Raw genomic sequence first — 15,574 nt, forward strand, 5'->3', positions numbered from 1 at the left:
CTCTGGCACACGGGAACCGTCAGAGCCCGTCTCGACAACTGGTAAACGGGGCCAGTATCATGTGCGAATCATGGGAGAGGCACATGACTTACAAGACCCGCGCGCTCGGCGACCTTCAAACTCACGGAGGTTGAGTGGACACCAACGCGCCGCACTTCTGGATTCTCTGGGACATCGTCAATATCTTTGCCCCGATCCTTCTCACGCCCGCAGCGATGCTTCTAGTGGTCGCCGGAAAATCCGACGACCAGCGATACAAAGAAAATGGTCACCTGATGACCGTCCTCAAGGATGGGCAGATGGGCTTCGTCGCGGTGACGATGGCGCTTGCGATGGTAATGGAGATTTTGGGCAAGCAAATCGACGCTGATATGGGGATCGCGCTCGTGACGCTTGTCACATGTGCGATCGGCGGAGCGTTTGTGGCAGCGCTCGGAGCGGTCTATACCACCGAGCGCAAGGGAGCGCCCAAACTGTTTGGCAAGACGCTATTTCAGCACCTGCGGTACTATTCTTACATGTGGCTGTCATTTGTTTTCGTCGGCCTCGCGTCGGGCGTCACCCACTACACCCGTTGGCATCTGATAAAATAGGGTTGACTTACGGAGGTCTCCATGTTTGATGTCAAGCATCAAGAAAAGCTGGATCACACAGAGGGCGCACCGCGCTGGTTGGTGAGCATCCCGGCTTTCGCCGCAGTGGTGGCCGTGGTCGCCTACGTTGTGATGCTGTCGCTTCCGCTCCTGCGCTCATTCGGCCAAGGTTGAGCGTCCGCCAGAAACCCGCCGCGCGCGGGTTTTTTGTCTCGTGCCGGATCAACATTCTGAGCAACTGGCATCGCGCCTTCCTCACTAACCCCCCAGCGGATCTGGCCAGAGAGCCAACACTGCATCTCTTTCGATATCAGCTCGGCCTGCATCTTTGCAAGGATCGACCGGCCTTCCGAGAGTCAGGCCCAGTTCGGCAAGACCCCGGTCAGGGCGCTCAACTACGGCCTGCACTCCCACGCCCTCCTGGTCCGTATCGCTAAAGATCTGGGGCAGTCTGCTCTAGGCTAGTCTAGATTGGTCAATCGTGCGTCGGCGCTGTGGATCTGGCTGAATCAAAAATAAGACGGCCATTCAAGCAGAGGCTTTGTTCGCCGGCGTCTACGTCGCGGGAGGCCTGCGAGACCCATCGGTATCGAAAAGACCGCTAACGCTTCAGCGGTGCGGCGCGGATGCTCACAGCTGAGTTCTCAAGCGTGTGTAATCTGCACTGGCAAAGTATGTGATTACTTTGGCGCCGCTGTGAACACGGCGAGAGCCCCAATGAGATCTTTTACAGTTGCTTTGCAATCCGGGAATCGCTCGCCGCGGAGGTCGGCGCGCCAAGAGTCCGACTGAAGGGCGTTTAGACCGCTTACAATTGCGGTGGGGAAAGCAGTCGACCGCGAGCTGACGCGGACGGCAGTTCGTATCAAACAGTAGCGAATATCGGCGACTAAATCTAGAAGGTATGAGATCCGATCAATATATTGACACCGTAGTCGAGAAGTGCTCGGCGCTGGTGGCTTCGGGACTGTGGTGCCGGCAACCGATAGTGCGGCCGCGGGCATGCTCAACAATTTCGAGAGAGAGGATCAGGTCGCGGCCGCGGTGCTTCTTGACCACTTCACGTACTTCGCGAGTGGACTTGCCCCTGCATGACCGGACACGCGGTCACGCTTAGGTTGGAGAATTTGTTTGCTGGCGAAACTGGCGTGGCGAGCGGTATTTCAGGGCGCTGTGTGGATGTGACTCGTTGTAGTGGTCGAACGCAATGGCCAGGTTTTGCAGCGCCGTTCTCGCGTCAGGTTTGGGCATCCACGAAACGTAATCGCGCTTCATCGTCTTGACGAAGCTCTCGGCCATCCCATTGCTCTGCGGACTTCTCACCGGTGTCGTGACCGGCTTCAGACCGATTTTTCGCGAGAACGTCAGCGTGCCATCGGCAATGTAGCAGGAACCGTTGTCGCTCAGCCACTCGATTTCGCTCTCAGCCGCCAATGCACCGGCAAAGCGGCTTTCGACCGCCTGAAGCATCACATCCCGCACCATGTCGCCGGTGTAACCGCCGGTGGTCGCAGCCCAGCTCATCGCTTCGCCGTCATCCTGCGCGCCATTACGAACACGCCAGCTAGCCCGGTACGTTGCACGTAAACAACGGCCGGGCGCCTTTTACAAATTGACGTAAACCCACGGTGCACCGCGCTTCGCTATCCTGGAGCGCATGAAGAATGCATCCGACCTCAAGCGCGTACCCCAGGCTGTCCAGGGCTATATCCACGCCCTCGAAGCGCGGGTGGCCGGCGATGCGAAACACATCGACGAACTGAACCAGCGCGTCGGGCAGCTCGAGGAACAGGTCCGCCTGCTGCAGGCCGAGCGTTACGCGCCGAAAAGCGAAAAACGCAAGGATCGCGTGTTCGACGAAGCCGAGCAGATCGCCCGGACCGAACCATGCGACGAGGACGACGAAGGTCTCCAGCCGGCGCTGCCTGACACCGGCTTGCCACCGGCCGGCAAGCCTGAGCGGCGCAAGGTGGGACGCAAGCCGTTGCCGGCGTACCTGAAGCGCGAACGCATCGAGTACGATCTGCCGCAAGACCAGCGGGGTTGCCCGTGCTGTGGCAATCCGATGCATCGAATCGGCGAGGACATCAGCGAACAGCTTCATGTCGAGGTCAAATGGACGGTTCACCAGAACGTGCGTGCAAAGTACGCGTGCCGGCACTGCGAGCGTCACGCCGAACATACGCCGGTCGTGCTCGCACCGATGCCGGTACAGCCGCTTCCGGGCAGCCATGCGGATGCGTCGGTGATCGCGACGGTCGCGACCGCGAAATACGTCGACGGCATGCCGTTGTACCGGATGCAGGCCGCCATGGCCCGCTGGCAGATTCCGGTGAGCCGGGGCACGCTGGCACACTGGGTCATCCGCCCCAGCGAATTGCACTACACCCGCCTGTACGACGCGCTGTACAGGACATTGCTGTCGCAGCCGCTGATCCACGGCGACGAGACCACGCTTCAGGTACTCAAGAAACCCGGCCGGTCTGCGCAGAGTAAAAGCTATGCGTGGGTCTATCGCAGCGCCGAAGACTGTCCCGAACCCGTGGTGCTGTTCGAGTACCAGCCGGGGCGCGGCCAGGAGCATCCGAAGAAATTCCTCGGCGACTACAGCGGCATGTTGGTAAGCGACGGATACAGTGCGTGGCGCACGCTGAAAAAGGCAACGCACTTCGGCTGCATGGCGCACGCGCGCAGGCTGTTCGTCAAGGCGGACAAGGCGGCGCAGAAGAAAGGGGATGACGCAAAGCCGAAGCCGCCGAACGCTCGTGTGGCAAAGGCGCTTGAATACTTCCAGGCCCTGTACCGTGTCGAGGCGCTGGCCAAAGGCGATCTGCCTGCCGGCCAGACACGTGCCGACTACACATACGACCTGCGGCAGAAACACAGCGTGCCGGTGCTCGAGGCGTTCAGGGCGTGGCTTGACGAACTGGCGCCGAAGGTGACGCCGCAGAGCCTGCTCGGTAAGGCAATCGCCTATACGCGTAACCAGTGGGAATATCTGAGCCGCTACGTCACTGACGGGCGAGCCGCAATAGACAACAACGTCTGCGAGCGCGACGTCAGGCCGTTTGCCACGTCGAGGAAAAGCTGGCTGTTCAGCGACACAGTTGACGGTGCAAAAGCCAGTGCCACGATCTACAGTCTCGTGCTGACGTGCCGTGCCTGCGGTGTCGAACCGTACGACTACCTGTTGCACGTGCTCAAGGAACTGCCGCAACGGCCGCCCGACGCGGATGTGACGGACCTGCTGCCATTCAACTATGCGCGGCAGCAACAGGCCAGGAAACAGGACGGCTGACCCACCCGGCGCGCCTCGGCCGTGCCCCTATGCTCGCCCCTCACTTGCACGATTCTCCGTTCGGTGTGCTAAAGCTGCCGCTTACGGTTAAATTTCGAATAGATTCAGCTGGTTAGCGGATTGCGTCATTTCTGGCGCCTGTAGATCAGGCCTCAAGGCGCATGAAATCTCGGTTTTCTCGAACACGGAGACCGAAAGAATCTGTAGCAATGTGTAGAGCGAGGCATCGAGTTGAAGCTCCTTTTTGACAATTGCGATCAGTACGTAGGTGGAGACCGCACACCAGATTTGCGTCTTCACGGCGTTCTCGCTTGTGTCAAGGAATCGCTTGATGCGCAGGTGCTGTTTGATCCACTTGAAGAACAGTTCGACCTGCCAACGGTTCTTGTACAGCGCGGCGATGGTCAAGGGCGGCATCGTCGTGTTGTTGGTCAGGAAGATCAGGTTCTTGCCAGATTCCGGATCCTTGAAACGGATGCGCCGCAAACGTTCGGGGTAGTCCTGCGAAGCGCGGAAACCGTTCAGAGCAATACTCTGATCGCAGATCACACCCGTGCTCCGGTCGGTGGCGGTCGAGTAGACGCGGCGCGCGTTCATGTTGCTCGTGGCGCGCGTAACAAAGAAAGCACCCGCCTGATGCAGCTTGAAAAGTCGTGCGAAGTCGAGATAGCCGCGATCCATGACGTAAAACGCACCGGCTTCTATGGGCAGGAAATCAAGCACGCCCACCTCGTGCATCTTGCCGTCGCTGATGTGGATGAACGCGGGAATTGCGCCACGCAAATCCAGCAGCGTATGCATCTTCACTGCAGCCTTGGTCGTGCGAAACGGCGCCCACTGGAACAAGGACAGGCACAGGTCGATCGTCGTGGCATCGAGCGCATAGACCGTCGCATCGAGGTCGATGTCCAGCGACTCGGTCGCGTAGAGCGCACGGGCACGGGTGATAAGCCGCATTGCCAGCGCATGATAGATACGCCAGTCTCGCAGGTTCAACGCGTCCGACAAGGTGGAGCGTGCCGGCACGTTCTTCAAACCCATATGAAACAGCTTGCTCTGATTCGCAGCGAGGCAGGCCTCGATGTCGCGCAGCGATTCGCGCCAGGTCAGCTGCGCGAAGGCCATGATGCGAAACAGATCCGCGCAACCCAGCGTGCGCACACCCGCGTCGCCGCGATGTCGATCGATGATGCGGCCAAACGTCTTCCAAGGCACAAACTCCATAACTTGCGCAGACAGCGTCTTGCCCACGTTCATGCGCTACCCCGGGTCGTCGAAACCCGAAAGGATCGCAAATGCTGCTTTCGAAATTCAAATCGTGGACACCCTCGAAATCCTCAAACCCCGCGTCAGCAGGCGCCCTCCAGCCTGTCGACCTCAAATAAACCGGACACTACTGATTGCACATACAAAAACTGCAAGCTTTCAGGACTACGTTGGCCATGCTGACATCAAACCGACAGAGCTTGGGGAGGCCGACCACAACCTTCCCGCATCGCCTTCTTTTAAAGTCAGAGACTCGTCCGCTTTTGAAGACATGCGCCAGTCGATTCTGGACCGTTACTACGGCGTGCATGTCTCGAGGAGCTTTGAGGCAAACGGTCAGACGCTACGACTGCGTCCCGGTGATGGAACAACCTGCGGTTCGCAAATATCACCTCAGGCAAATCGCGACGCCGCCTCCATTCATCCTGCCCGCGAACCCCGATCGTGACGTAGCGAGTGCGCCGCCTCAGGACGGCGCAAGCATGCCCTCTTGTGGTAGCAATGCCGTCCCCTTGATGCGAGTCACGCTCGACACGCTTAGTAGATTCCCGACCGTGGAGGCGTTCTACAAAAAGGCGCCGCCGATGGCGATGACATCATCGGACGCGCAATCACCGAACCCAGACCCTGCGGCGGGTCACAAATACGCAGTGTTTGAGCAGAAGGTGGATAATCTCGGTGGCAATGTCACGTTCAATATCTGGAACCCGAAGGTGAATACGGGGATGGGCCAAGTATTCAGTTTGTCCCAAGTCTGGTATGTCGGGGGCGAGGAGGCAGGGCTTCAGTCGGAGGAAGCAGGCTGGGTCGTCTACCCCCAAATGTTTGGTGATAATCTCCCGCACTACTTCATTTTCAGCACGGCGGATAACTACCAACAAACCGGATCCTACAACGATAGCAAGCGGGATTTCGTGCTGGTCGCCGGAACCGCCGTGCTGGGACGAGCATTTACCGACATTAGTGCCCCCGGTGGTCCTCAGCACGAGTTCAGCACGGGATATCACCGTGACACTGAGGGAAACTGGTGGGTCATTTTCGACGGCGTCGCGATCGGGTACTACCCGGCGGCCTTCTACCAGGGCGGGCAGAACAGCCATAACGCGACTGATATCAAGTTCGGCACGGAAACGACCGGCCGTACCTCGTGGCCGGCTGCGGGTAGTGGAAACTGGGGCGACGCGCTGTATGGCCATGCCGAGTATCAGCGCAATCTTTACTATTACAATCTTGCCGATACCGCTACCTGGAGCGACTTTGTCCTTTTCCGAAATTCCAACTGCTATCACGCGGTTGGGCCATTGCGCAACGGGAAGGGCGGCAACGTGCCCACCAACACACCGTATCCTAGCTGGTGGACCCGATTCTTCTTCGTCGGCGGCCCGGGCGGCTCAAGCTGCAGTTGAAGACGCGTTCCCGCTCAGCGCGAGATTCTTTTTTGGGGCTCTTTCTCAATAAGGCTGTGCTCTATCAACTGGTTGCGCGTTTCGAGCAGGCTCGGCGCAGCGCGGTTGGACAAGCCCATGGGATGGGAGGGAATCGCGGCGGCCAGGCGTGCGATGCGACGATGTGTGTCGTTGTGCGAAGGGATCGGCACGGTGCGGGCGAGCGTGACCACGGCGCGATGGCCGGCGATGAAACAAAGGTCTCGAAGCGAGTGATCAGCTTCGGCAGTAGTGCCGAAGCTGATCATCGTGTAGGCGAGTGGTTTTCAAGGTTGTGGTGCAAATAGCGCTCAAGGATCGGTTAGAGTGTCGCCCTGACCGATTTGAGGAGCCGCGATGAACAAGCTGAAGAGTCTGGACGGGCTGAACCGCCCCGGGTTTTCCGGAGACTCCACTTCTTGAGAAAATGGAGCTATGGAAAACACGAAGAGGAAATCCCCAAGATACTCGCCGGAAGTGCGTGAGCGGGCTGTGCGAATGGTGCTGGAACATCAAGGCGACCGGGAATCGCAATGGAAAGTGATCGCGTCGATTGCGGCGAAGTTTGGCTGCTCGGGCGAGACGCTGCGTAGCTGGGTGCGCAAGGAGGAGCGGGATCGGGGTTTGCGCCCGGGCACGAGTACGCAGGAGCAGGATCGGCTCAAGGAACTGGAGCGGGAAGTACGTGAGCTTCGGCAGGTCAATGAAATCCTGCGCAAGGCGTCAGCGTATTTCGCACAGGCGGAGCTCGACCGCCGACCGAAGTGATGATCACGTTCATCGATGATCACCGGCACGTCTACGGGGTCGAGCCGATCTGCAGGGTGCTGCCAATCGCACCGTCGACGTACTACACCCATGTGGCTCGCCGCGCCAATCCTGACCTGGTGCCGCCGCGGGCCCAGCGTGACAGGATGCTCAAGGATGAGATCCGGCGCGCGTGGGAAGAAAACTTCCAGGTCTATGGCGCAGACAAGGTCTGGACGCAATTGAAGCGCGAAGGCATTGTCGTGGCGCGCTGCACGGTCGAGCGGCTGATGAAGCAGATGGGCCTGCGCGGCGTGGTGCGGGGCAAGACGGTACGTACGACAGTGAGCGATGGTTCGACGCCGTGCCCGAAGGATCTGGTGAAGCGGCAATTCACGGCCGAACGGCCCAATGCGCTGTGGGTTTCAGATTTTACCTATGTATCGAGCTGGCAGGGCTTCGTCTATGTCGCGTTCATCATCGACGTGTTCGCCCGACGCATTGTCGGCTGGCGCGTGTCGAGCTCGGCGCGCACGGACTTCGTTCTGGACGCACTGGAGCAGGCCTTGTACGAACGACAGCCGGCGCAGCAGGACGGGCTGATCCATCACAGCGACCGCGGCGTGCAATACGTATCGATCCGCTATACGGATCGGCTGGTCGAGGCGGGCATCGAGCCGTCGGTGGGCAGCGTGGGCGACTCCTACGATAACGCACTGGCTGAAACGATCAACGGCTTGTACAAGGCAGAGGTCATCCATCGCCTCGGACCGTGGCGCAATCTGCAGGCCGTTGAAATGGCGACGCTCGAATGGGTGGACTGGTTCAACAATCGTCGGCTCTTCGGCCCCATCGGCAACATTCCACCCGCGCAGGCCGAAGCCGCTTATTATGCAAATCTCGCTGGGTCTGCCGCCGTGGCATGACTCAAGCAAAATAGTCTCCGGGAAACCCGGGGCGGTTCAGGCTATTCGCCGGCCGTCATTTTGACCGTGAGGTGATCATTCTTTGTGTACGCTGGTATCTGCGCTACAAACTCAGCCTGCGCGATCTCGTCGAGATGATGGCTGAGCGAGGGTTGTCGCTGGCTCACACGACGATTCTGCGTTGGGTGCGCCGCTATACGCCCGAGTTCGTCAAGCGCTGGGATCATTTTGCCACGTCTGCAGGACGGTCGTGGAGGGTTGACGAGACGTACCTGAAGATCCGGGGCAAATGGGTTTATCTATATCGGGCGGTGGATCGGGACGGCCAGACGGTAGACTTCATGCTCAGGGCAAAGCGCGATGTGGCCGCGCCAAAAGCCTTTTTCGGCAAGGCGGTCAAACATCAAGGCCAGCCACCGGAGACGGTCACCCTCGATGGGTATGCCGCGTCGCACCGGGCCGTGCGTGAGATGAAAATTGACGGCCTGCTTCCCGAGGACACGAAGGTGCGCTCTTCGAAGTATCTCAATAATCTGATCGAAGTGCGACACGAGGTCGCTTACAGAAGTTGTTCTCACTTCTCGCAGCATAGAAGGAGAGAACCACCGGTGTCACCCGGTGAATCTAGGAGCCTGAATCAAGAGCGGCTCTGACAACGTAACTAGGCGCCGCAAGGCGCGGGGTATCAATCGCGAGAGGCGTACCCTTCTGGCAGCCATACGCCGGATGAGTGCCAGATACTCGGTATGGTGAAAACATTTGAATCTGCATTAGGGTCGTTAGGTTGAACGAGCGGAAATGGCTATCGCGCTCGAACCAAAACGGTACCGGAGGTGGGAACAGCGTTTTTCGATTACGCGTTCGTGACCCATATACCTCCCGGCCCAGAGCAGGCACCTAACCCGACGTACTTCCATAAGCGGAACGTGGAAACCCCGTATCGCTCCCTTCGGGGACAGCAGGCTGCGTGGTCTGCCCATGGCGGTGCGGGCACAGGAACGGGGAAAAAGCGAATGCCCGGCTGTAACGGACGGGATACGGGTTGCAACATCACCCGACGCGAAAGCGGGCAGACTTCCTCATGGTCTCTCCTCACCAGAGAGTTTGCAGAACCATCTATACGGGAGGAAAGCAAATGAGTGCAGCAACACAGGCGCGTGCACCTTCCGGCGTGACGTGGGACGGCATCAATTGGGCCAATGTTCAACGCCAGGTAAGAAGGCTGCAGACGCGTATTTTGAAGGCCGTACAGGCCGGCCGCCATAACAGGGTGAAAACCCTGCAATGGCTGCTGACCAACTCGTTCAGCGGCCGCGCATTAGCCGTGAAGCGGGTGACTGAAAACAAAGGCAGGAACACCCCCGGTGTGGACAAGGTAACGTGGAAAACACCGGCAGCAAAGGCCAACGCGATTGCGTCGTTGAAGAGGCGGGGTTATTCGCCCCTTCCGCTTCGGAGGGTTTTTATTCTGAAGAAGAACGGCAAGACGAGGCCCCTCGGCATACCCGTGATGCGGTGCAGGGCAATGCAAGCTTTACATTTGCTAGCGCTCGAACCCGTTGCGGAAACCACCGCCGACCTGAATTCTTATCGATTCAGGCCGGAGCGCTCCACTGCTGACGCTGGAGGACAATGCTTCAATTCTCTGGCGAAAGAGGCGAGTGCGGAATGGATGCTGGAGGCCGACATCCAGGGCTGTTTCGATAAAATTTCCCACGACTGGATGATCGCCAATCTCCCCACGGACAAGGTGATTCTAAAGAAGTGGCTCAAAGCGGGCTACGTGTATCAAAACGAACTCTTCCCCACTGACGCCGGCACCCCACACGGGGGAATCGTTACGCCGCCTACAATGTTGCATACTTTTCTCTCCTGCGTCTGAGTCGGTCGAATTTTCGCTGCCGCGAACCGGCGGTTGCGGATCGACACGGAACACGACGACGATCTCGTCCTTGTGGATTTCTACGCGCTTGACCAGGCCCAGAACGATCTTGCGTTTCGTTTCAAGATCAATCGCATCCAGCTTTTCAGTGACGGCGGCTGCAAACTCCTCAAGCCGGTTAATGACGAGAAACAGCTCGCTTTGCATCGCGCCGTGGCGCCGTGATTCCTGGATCTGCTGTTCAATCTGTGCGAGCCGACTCTTCAACTGCTGCATCCTTGGCTCGAAGTCAGCCTTGTCGATGATACCGTCGGAGTAGCCGTCGATCAGTCGCGATTTGCTCTTTTGGAGCTGAAGCCGCTGCTTTTCCAGACTGCCGGTATCGAAGCCGCGCTTTTCGCTACGCTCCATCACGTCGAGTCGACGTTCATACTCTTCTTTCAGTCGATCGGGATGCCTGAGCAATTCCACAACCTGATGCCATACCAGCTCATCGAGCTTGTCTGTCCGTACCTGCAGGTTGTCGCAGATACGTTCGCCGCCGAACCGGTAGGCGTCGGTTCCAACGCAGCGGTAATAGGCATAGTCTCGATGATGTCCCTTGGCCGCCGACTTGCTCACTTTCTTCGCGTAGTAGGCGTAACGGCACTGCCCACAAACAGTGAGCCCCTGCAGCAGGCGAAGCGGCGCATTATCCCGGCGCTGGCGTGCCAGCTTGCGGTTCTCGGCAAGCTGCTCCTGAACGATTTCGAACAGTGCTTCGCTGACGATTGCTGGCACCGGAATTTCGATCCACTGCTGCCGGTCCGCGCGTTTCGCTGAATACGGTTTCCTGGGCACGCAGGCGCTGTGACGCTGGGCACGCACGCGCACCTGATGATCGCACGCCTGCGTTTTGCCAAACGCAGCCCGCCCCATGTACGCCGGATTACGCAAGATGCCCCATACCACGCTGCGGTCCCAGTACGGCTTGCCCGATGCCGTCACGGTACCGGCCTCGCCAAGCCGACGTATCACTTCTCCGAGGCTCAGGCGCTCCAGCCCGACCCACTCGAAGATCGCTTTCACCGTGGCGGCTTGCGGCAGTTCGATGACGTACCGGGCTGGCGTCCCGTCGAGCTGTCTTCGGATATAGCGGTAGCCGTAAGGCGCCCCTGATAGCACGTTGACGGTACCGCGTTTCGCGCCGTGAAGCTTGCCGCGGCGGTGACGCTCTGCGATTTTTGCCCGCTCGTACTCCGCTATCATGCCCTGCATCTGCAGCAGCAGTGATTCTTCCGGCGTCGTGCCAATTGCATGATTGAGAAACACGACCTGTACGCCGCACGAGGAGAATTCCTCCATCAACAGGGCCTGGTGCGCATATTTGCGCGCCAGGCGGTCTGGCGCGAGGATGTACAGCCGATCGACCGTCCCGAGCGCGGCGGCGTCGCGCAGGCGCTCCAATTGCGGCCTGACCAGCGTTGCACCGCTCACCCCGGCATCGACGAAGCACATGTCCTCCACAATCTGCGCCCCGTCGGCCTGAATTCGTTCTTTCAATGCAGCGATCTGGCTGTCTATCGTGCCGCGTTTGCTTTGCTGCTCGGATGACACGCGCGCGTAAAGCGCGACCATGGCAACGTTGCTCATCGTTTCCCTCGCTTCATCGCTTTCGCCGTTGCTGGCCTTGCATCCGATGCGCGCCTCGTGCTTCGGGCATCAATCGGACTGAGCTGATCATAGGCCTTCTCCAGTTGTTCGCTGGAATAGCGGTTCGGCTCGAAAGCGAGACGCACTCGCCAGTGTTTGCGTCGTCCCCGTGTCATCGACTGGGCTCCCGGTTAGCGGGAGCAACGGCCTCAAGCACGAGAACCGCATTACTGGCAGGACATTCTCTGGACCATGGCGCCAGACACTCCCTCGATATGCGAAGGCCCCATCTTACCCGCGAGTTTGCTATGTTGTTGCCGGGGCTATCACCCCGCCTTGCGGAACGCCTTGTTTACCCGAGGCCGTCAGCATCAGCTTCAGCAAATGCATGACGTCCCGGTCATTGACCCGACGCGCCACCTTTTCGAGCAGCAGATGATGCCGCACGGTGTCAAAGTAGGCACGCAAATCCAGATCTATGACTCGGGTCTTCCACTGAACAATTGCCGTCGCCACTCGAGTTAAAGTCAAATCTGGTGTATGCGGTCTCGGCGTAATCAGGCGGCTATCGATTGCTGAGCCGGTGTGCTGTCGGTCACCGGTTCTCCATCCTTGAACGTCATCCCGTCAAGCATCGAAGTGAGCTTTTCCGGGGCGCGGATGCGCCGCCACGATTCTTCGGCCGACTCGATCAGCTTGAACGCCAGCCCGAGGAACGTCGCGCGCGATACACAGTTGCGCGTGCGTTTCGTGCGATGGCGCACCGTCGCAAAGGTCGATTCAATCGGGTTCGTGGTGCGCAGATGCTGCCAGTGTTCAGCCGGGAAATCGTAAAACGCGAGCAGCTCGTCACGATCTTCCGTCAGCTTTTCGGCGACCTTCGGGTACTTTGCCGAGTACGCGTCGACGAAGTGATTGAATGCGGCCAGTGCATCAGCGCGCGTGGCCGCCATCCAGATGTCCTGCATCGCCTTCTTGCCTCGAGCCTGCTGCGATTTCGGCAGCGCATTGAGCACGTTACCCATCTTGTGAAACCAGCAGCGCTGATGCTTCGTCTGCGGGAACACTTCCTCCATCGCGGCCCAGAATCCCATCGCGCCATCGCCGCAGGCCAGCAGTGGCCCCGACGGCAGGCCGCGCTTCTTCAGATCGAGCAGCAGTTCGCTCCACGATGCCTTCGATTCCCGGTAGCCGTCACCGATGGCCACACGTTCCTTCGTCCCGTCCGGTTTGACGCCAACGATCACCAGCAGGCACTGGCCGTCGGAATCGTCGCTGCGCACACCGGTGTGAATGCCGTCGGCCCACCAGTAGACCCAGCGCGCCGACGACAGCTCACGCCGATTCCACTGCTCATGCTCATCGACCCATTGGGCCTTCAGCCGGCTCACGACGTTCGGCGACATGCCGCTGACCTGGCCGCCCAGCATGATGCCCATAGCTTCGCTCATGTCGCCCGTCGAGATGCCTCGCAGGTACAGCCACGGCAGCGCTGCCGACACGCGCGCGGACTTGCGCACGTACGGCGGCACGATCGTCGAATTGAACCGGATGCCCGAGCCCGAACGATCCCGCACCTTCGGCACCTGAACCGTCACCGGACCGATCGCTGTGACGACCTCGCGCTCGGGCAGGTAGCCGTTGCGCACCACGGCACGCCGGCCGTCGATCGACTTCACGTTGCTGTACTGTTCGAGCATGGTCGCCAGTTCCACCTCGACTGCCTGCTGAATGATCTGCCGCGCGCCTTGCTGGATCAGCTCATCTAGCACGCTTTTCGTTTGCGCTTTACTGCTGTTCGATTCTTGCGTAATCTTCTTCATGGTGGTCGGGTCCGGCCTTCTCGGGTTCGCTGGTTGTGCCTTTGACAAGCAACATTCTCGCTAGACCGCCACCGCCTTCTCAAATTCCCGCCGCTCCCGCTGTACACCAGATTCGACAATAGCTCTTCGCCACTCGCTGCACCGCTTCATGCGCAGTACGCTTTGGGCGATAGCCATACGACCCCGGCTGGGAGTCTGCCTCGAAGATCGGCTCCAGCATGAGCTTGAGCGCACCCTGGACCACACGGTCGCGGATAGCAGGAATCGAAAGGACGCGGACCTTGCCCCCATCCTTCGGTATCTCCTGTCGCCGTGCCCGCAGTGGCCGGTAGGTGCGCCCCATCAGTTCGTCCTGTATCTGCGCAAGGAAGCTCACCACACCTTGCGCCTCGATAGCCTCGAACGTCACGCCGTCGATACCCGGCGCTCCGTTGTTCTTTCTGGCTAACGCATACGCTTCGAGCAGCGTTTCCATCTTGCAGACATGGACGTACAAACCCCAGAAACGCCAGGACGGTTCAGCCTTCGCCTTGACGTATATTCCCCGCCTCAGGTCCTGCAAACTGCTGGACGCCTTTGTCATCTCGTCCTTGCCTCCCATGTTGTCGAGGACGTTACAAACAGCACGGCCCCTTCGCTCCACCAGCGTTACCCGGTTTCACGGCTAATACGGACCCATCCGCCACCCTCTCGCCTTCAGTCCATTTCCCGGGTTCGCCGGTTATAGGGCCTACCTTGCTCCGACGATTTCGCGCCGGGGCGAGGAGGGCTTCTCCAGTTGCTTAGCATGTCCTTGTCATCGTGCCGTCGCTTCCACCCCGCCGAAGTGGCGTAGCCGTGTCGGTCAGAATTCGGCTACCCATGCTGCCTTCACCCTCACGGTTGCGGGCTCGGCCCTCGGATCTATTCACTTTCGAGGCCACATCCACGTTCATCTTCATTACGGCCCGATGACTCGCACGTCCCCCAAGGAAACGGTCGTCGATAGGCTTCAGAGTCTTGGTTTCCCGCCACCCTGCTATCCCAGCTACGGAGCTTCTGACTTCTACTCCGGCAGGTCTATCTCCTGCTGAACACGCCAGCCTTACCTGGACACACAACCGTGCGTAAACCTCTCGATTTACACGGCTCCCGTTATCCAACCTGTTTCCCCTGATACTGCCAGTGCGCGAACTCTCGCGGGTACGCCTTCCTCATCTTGCGTAGCCACTCCTCACTGCACCGTTTGTGCCGTCGCAGTGTTTTGTACTTGCGCTGAACCCAGCGCACGAGCTTTCGGTCGAGATACCGACTCAACTCATGCATGGCTGTCCGATGGAAAGCCCCGTAGTAGTTCCACCAGCCACATATCTTGGGATTACATCGCTCAGCGAGTTCGAACAGTGATTTCGACGTTTGGCGCTGCAACCGCCACCCCCGCACCGTCTGTCTCATCCGTTTCAGGGCGTCAGGACTGACGCCAGGTACAAAGCTGGTCGAGACCTGCCCGTGCCTGGTCAACACCCTTCGCGGACGAAACTGAAAGCCCAGAAATGTGAAGGTCACATTCGGGTAGGTTTGGGTGCGACTTCTGTCCTTGCAATACACGATCTTTGACTTTTCAGGATGCGTCGTCAACCCACATTCCGCCAGCCGCGAGGCAATGGCGTGCATAACCTCTTGTGCCTGCTCCTGGCTACGGCAATGGACCACCGCATCATCGGCATAGCGCGCAAAGGGACACTGCGGGAAGTGACGCTGCATCCAGACGTCAAACGCATAGTGCATGAACAGATTCATCAGGATCGGACTGACAGCCCCGGCAACAACATAGCAAACTCGCGGGTAAGATGGGGCCTTCGCATATCGAGGGAGTGTCTGGCGCCATGGTCCAGAGAATGTCCTGCCAGTAATGCGGTTCTCGTGCTTGAGGCCGTTGCTCCCGCTAACCGGGAGCCCAGTCGATGACACGGGGACGACGCAAACACTGGCGAGTGCGTCTCG

At 59.2% G+C, this 15,574-nt stretch carries 12 protein-coding genes, 3 pseudogenes and 1 other annotated feature; of the genes and pseudogenes, 7 read left to right on the forward strand and 8 right to left on the reverse strand.

Annotated elements, in window-relative coordinates; translation table 11 throughout:
* The first annotated feature begins 134 nt into the window (after window positions 1–134).
* Both QFZ94_RS42140 and QFZ94_RS42145 read left to right on the forward strand, forming a co-directional pair.
* Window positions 135–593 carry a hypothetical protein gene (locus QFZ94_RS42140; RefSeq protein ID WP_429463962.1) on the forward strand — a complete coding sequence of 153 codons (459 nt, stop codon included), beginning with the start codon at window positions 135–137 and terminating at the stop codon, window positions 591–593.
* Window positions 594–614: 21 nt separating this feature from the next.
* Window positions 615–767, forward strand: coding sequence for a hypothetical protein (locus QFZ94_RS42145; RefSeq protein WP_368592506.1), 153 nt, complete (start codon window positions 615–617; stop codon window positions 765–767).
* Between the two features lie 939 nt (window positions 768–1,706).
* On the opposite strand, the pseudogene QFZ94_RS42150 reads toward QFZ94_RS42145, so the two are convergent.
* A pseudogene (locus QFZ94_RS42150) lies at window positions 1,707–2,129 on the reverse strand (integrase core domain-containing protein); the annotation flags it as partial.
* 121 nt (window positions 2,130–2,250) lie between these two features.
* Here QFZ94_RS42150 and tnpC point away from each other — a divergent pair.
* On the forward strand, window positions 2,251–3,891 hold the full coding sequence (gene tnpC / locus QFZ94_RS42155; RefSeq protein WP_429463964.1) for an IS66 family transposase: 1,641 nt from the start codon (window positions 2,251–2,253) through the stop codon (window positions 3,889–3,891).
* Between the two features lie 87 nt (window positions 3,892–3,978).
* Here the strand turns inward: tnpC and QFZ94_RS42160 are convergent, their stop codons facing one another.
* Window positions 3,979–5,148, reverse strand: coding sequence for an IS4 family transposase (locus QFZ94_RS42160; RefSeq protein ID WP_429463966.1), 1,170 nt, complete (start codon window positions 5,146–5,148; stop codon window positions 3,979–3,981).
* Window positions 5,149–5,519: 371 nt separating this feature from the next.
* On the opposite strand from QFZ94_RS42160, the gene QFZ94_RS42165 reads away from it, so the two are divergent.
* Complete coding sequence (locus QFZ94_RS42165; protein ID WP_429463967.1) at window positions 5,520–6,563, forward strand: neprosin family prolyl endopeptidase; 1,044 nt, start codon at window positions 5,520–5,522, stop codon at window positions 6,561–6,563.
* 14 nt (window positions 6,564–6,577) lie between these two features.
* Here the strand turns inward: QFZ94_RS42165 and QFZ94_RS42170 are convergent, their stop codons facing one another.
* A complete protein-coding gene (locus tag QFZ94_RS42170) occupies window positions 6,578–6,850 on the reverse strand; it encodes a hypothetical protein (protein WP_429463803.1) in 273 nt (90 codons plus the stop codon).
* A gap of 166 nt (window positions 6,851–7,016) precedes the next feature.
* Between QFZ94_RS42170 and QFZ94_RS42175 the strand changes: the two genes are divergently transcribed.
* The 3 genes and pseudogenes from QFZ94_RS42175 to QFZ94_RS42185 form a co-directional block, all read left to right on the forward strand.
* Window positions 7,017–8,254 (forward strand): IS3 family transposase gene (locus QFZ94_RS42175; protein WP_429462140.1). Its coding sequence is split into 2 segments (ribosomal slippage): window positions 7,017–7,320 and window positions 7,320–8,254, totalling 1,239 coding nucleotides; the frame shifts between segments, so codons are not numbered across the junction.
* Window positions 7,307–7,423, forward strand: a sequence feature (AL1L pseudoknot). (Overlaps the previous gene by 117 nt.)
* Window positions 8,255–8,310: 56 nt before the next feature.
* Window positions 8,311–8,907 (forward strand): annotated as a pseudogene (locus tag QFZ94_RS42180) (IS6 family transposase); the annotation flags it as partial.
* 482 nt (window positions 8,908–9,389) lie between these two features.
* A pseudogene (locus QFZ94_RS42185) lies at window positions 9,390–10,040 on the forward strand (reverse transcriptase N-terminal domain-containing protein); the annotation flags it as partial.
* On the opposite strand, the gene QFZ94_RS42190 reads toward QFZ94_RS42185, so the two are convergent.
* From QFZ94_RS42190 to QFZ94_RS42210, 5 genes are all read right to left on the reverse strand, one after another.
* Entirely contained in the window at window positions 10,011–11,768 is a 1,758-nt protein-coding gene (locus QFZ94_RS42190; RefSeq protein WP_429463969.1) for a recombinase family protein, read from the reverse strand. The pseudogene QFZ94_RS42185 and the gene QFZ94_RS42190 sit on opposite strands and share 30 nt — an antisense overlap.
* Window positions 11,769–12,074: 306 nt before the next feature.
* The gene (locus QFZ94_RS42195; protein WP_429463971.1) at window positions 12,075–12,284 is read right to left on the reverse strand and encodes a hypothetical protein; all 210 of its coding nucleotides are present in this window, start codon (window positions 12,282–12,284) and stop codon (window positions 12,075–12,077) included.
* A 41-nt stretch (window positions 12,285–12,325) separates the two neighbouring features.
* A complete protein-coding gene (locus tag QFZ94_RS42200) occupies window positions 12,326–13,591 on the reverse strand; it encodes an IS256 family transposase (RefSeq protein WP_429463973.1) in 1,266 nt (421 codons plus the stop codon).
* Window positions 13,592–13,670: 79 nt separating this feature from the next.
* Window positions 13,671–14,192, reverse strand: coding sequence for a hypothetical protein (locus QFZ94_RS42205; protein ID WP_429463974.1), 522 nt, complete (start codon window positions 14,190–14,192; stop codon window positions 13,671–13,673).
* Window positions 14,193–14,725: 533 nt separating this feature from the next.
* Entirely contained in the window at window positions 14,726–15,541 is an 816-nt protein-coding gene (locus tag QFZ94_RS42210; protein ID WP_429463975.1) for a reverse transcriptase domain-containing protein, read from the reverse strand.
* Window positions 15,542–15,574: the final 33 nt, after the last annotated feature.

The sequence above is a fragment of the Paraburkholderia sp. JPY465 genome (genome assembly GCF_050436725.1).
GTDB lineage: Bacteria > Pseudomonadota > Gammaproteobacteria > Burkholderiales > Burkholderiaceae > Paraburkholderia > Paraburkholderia youngii.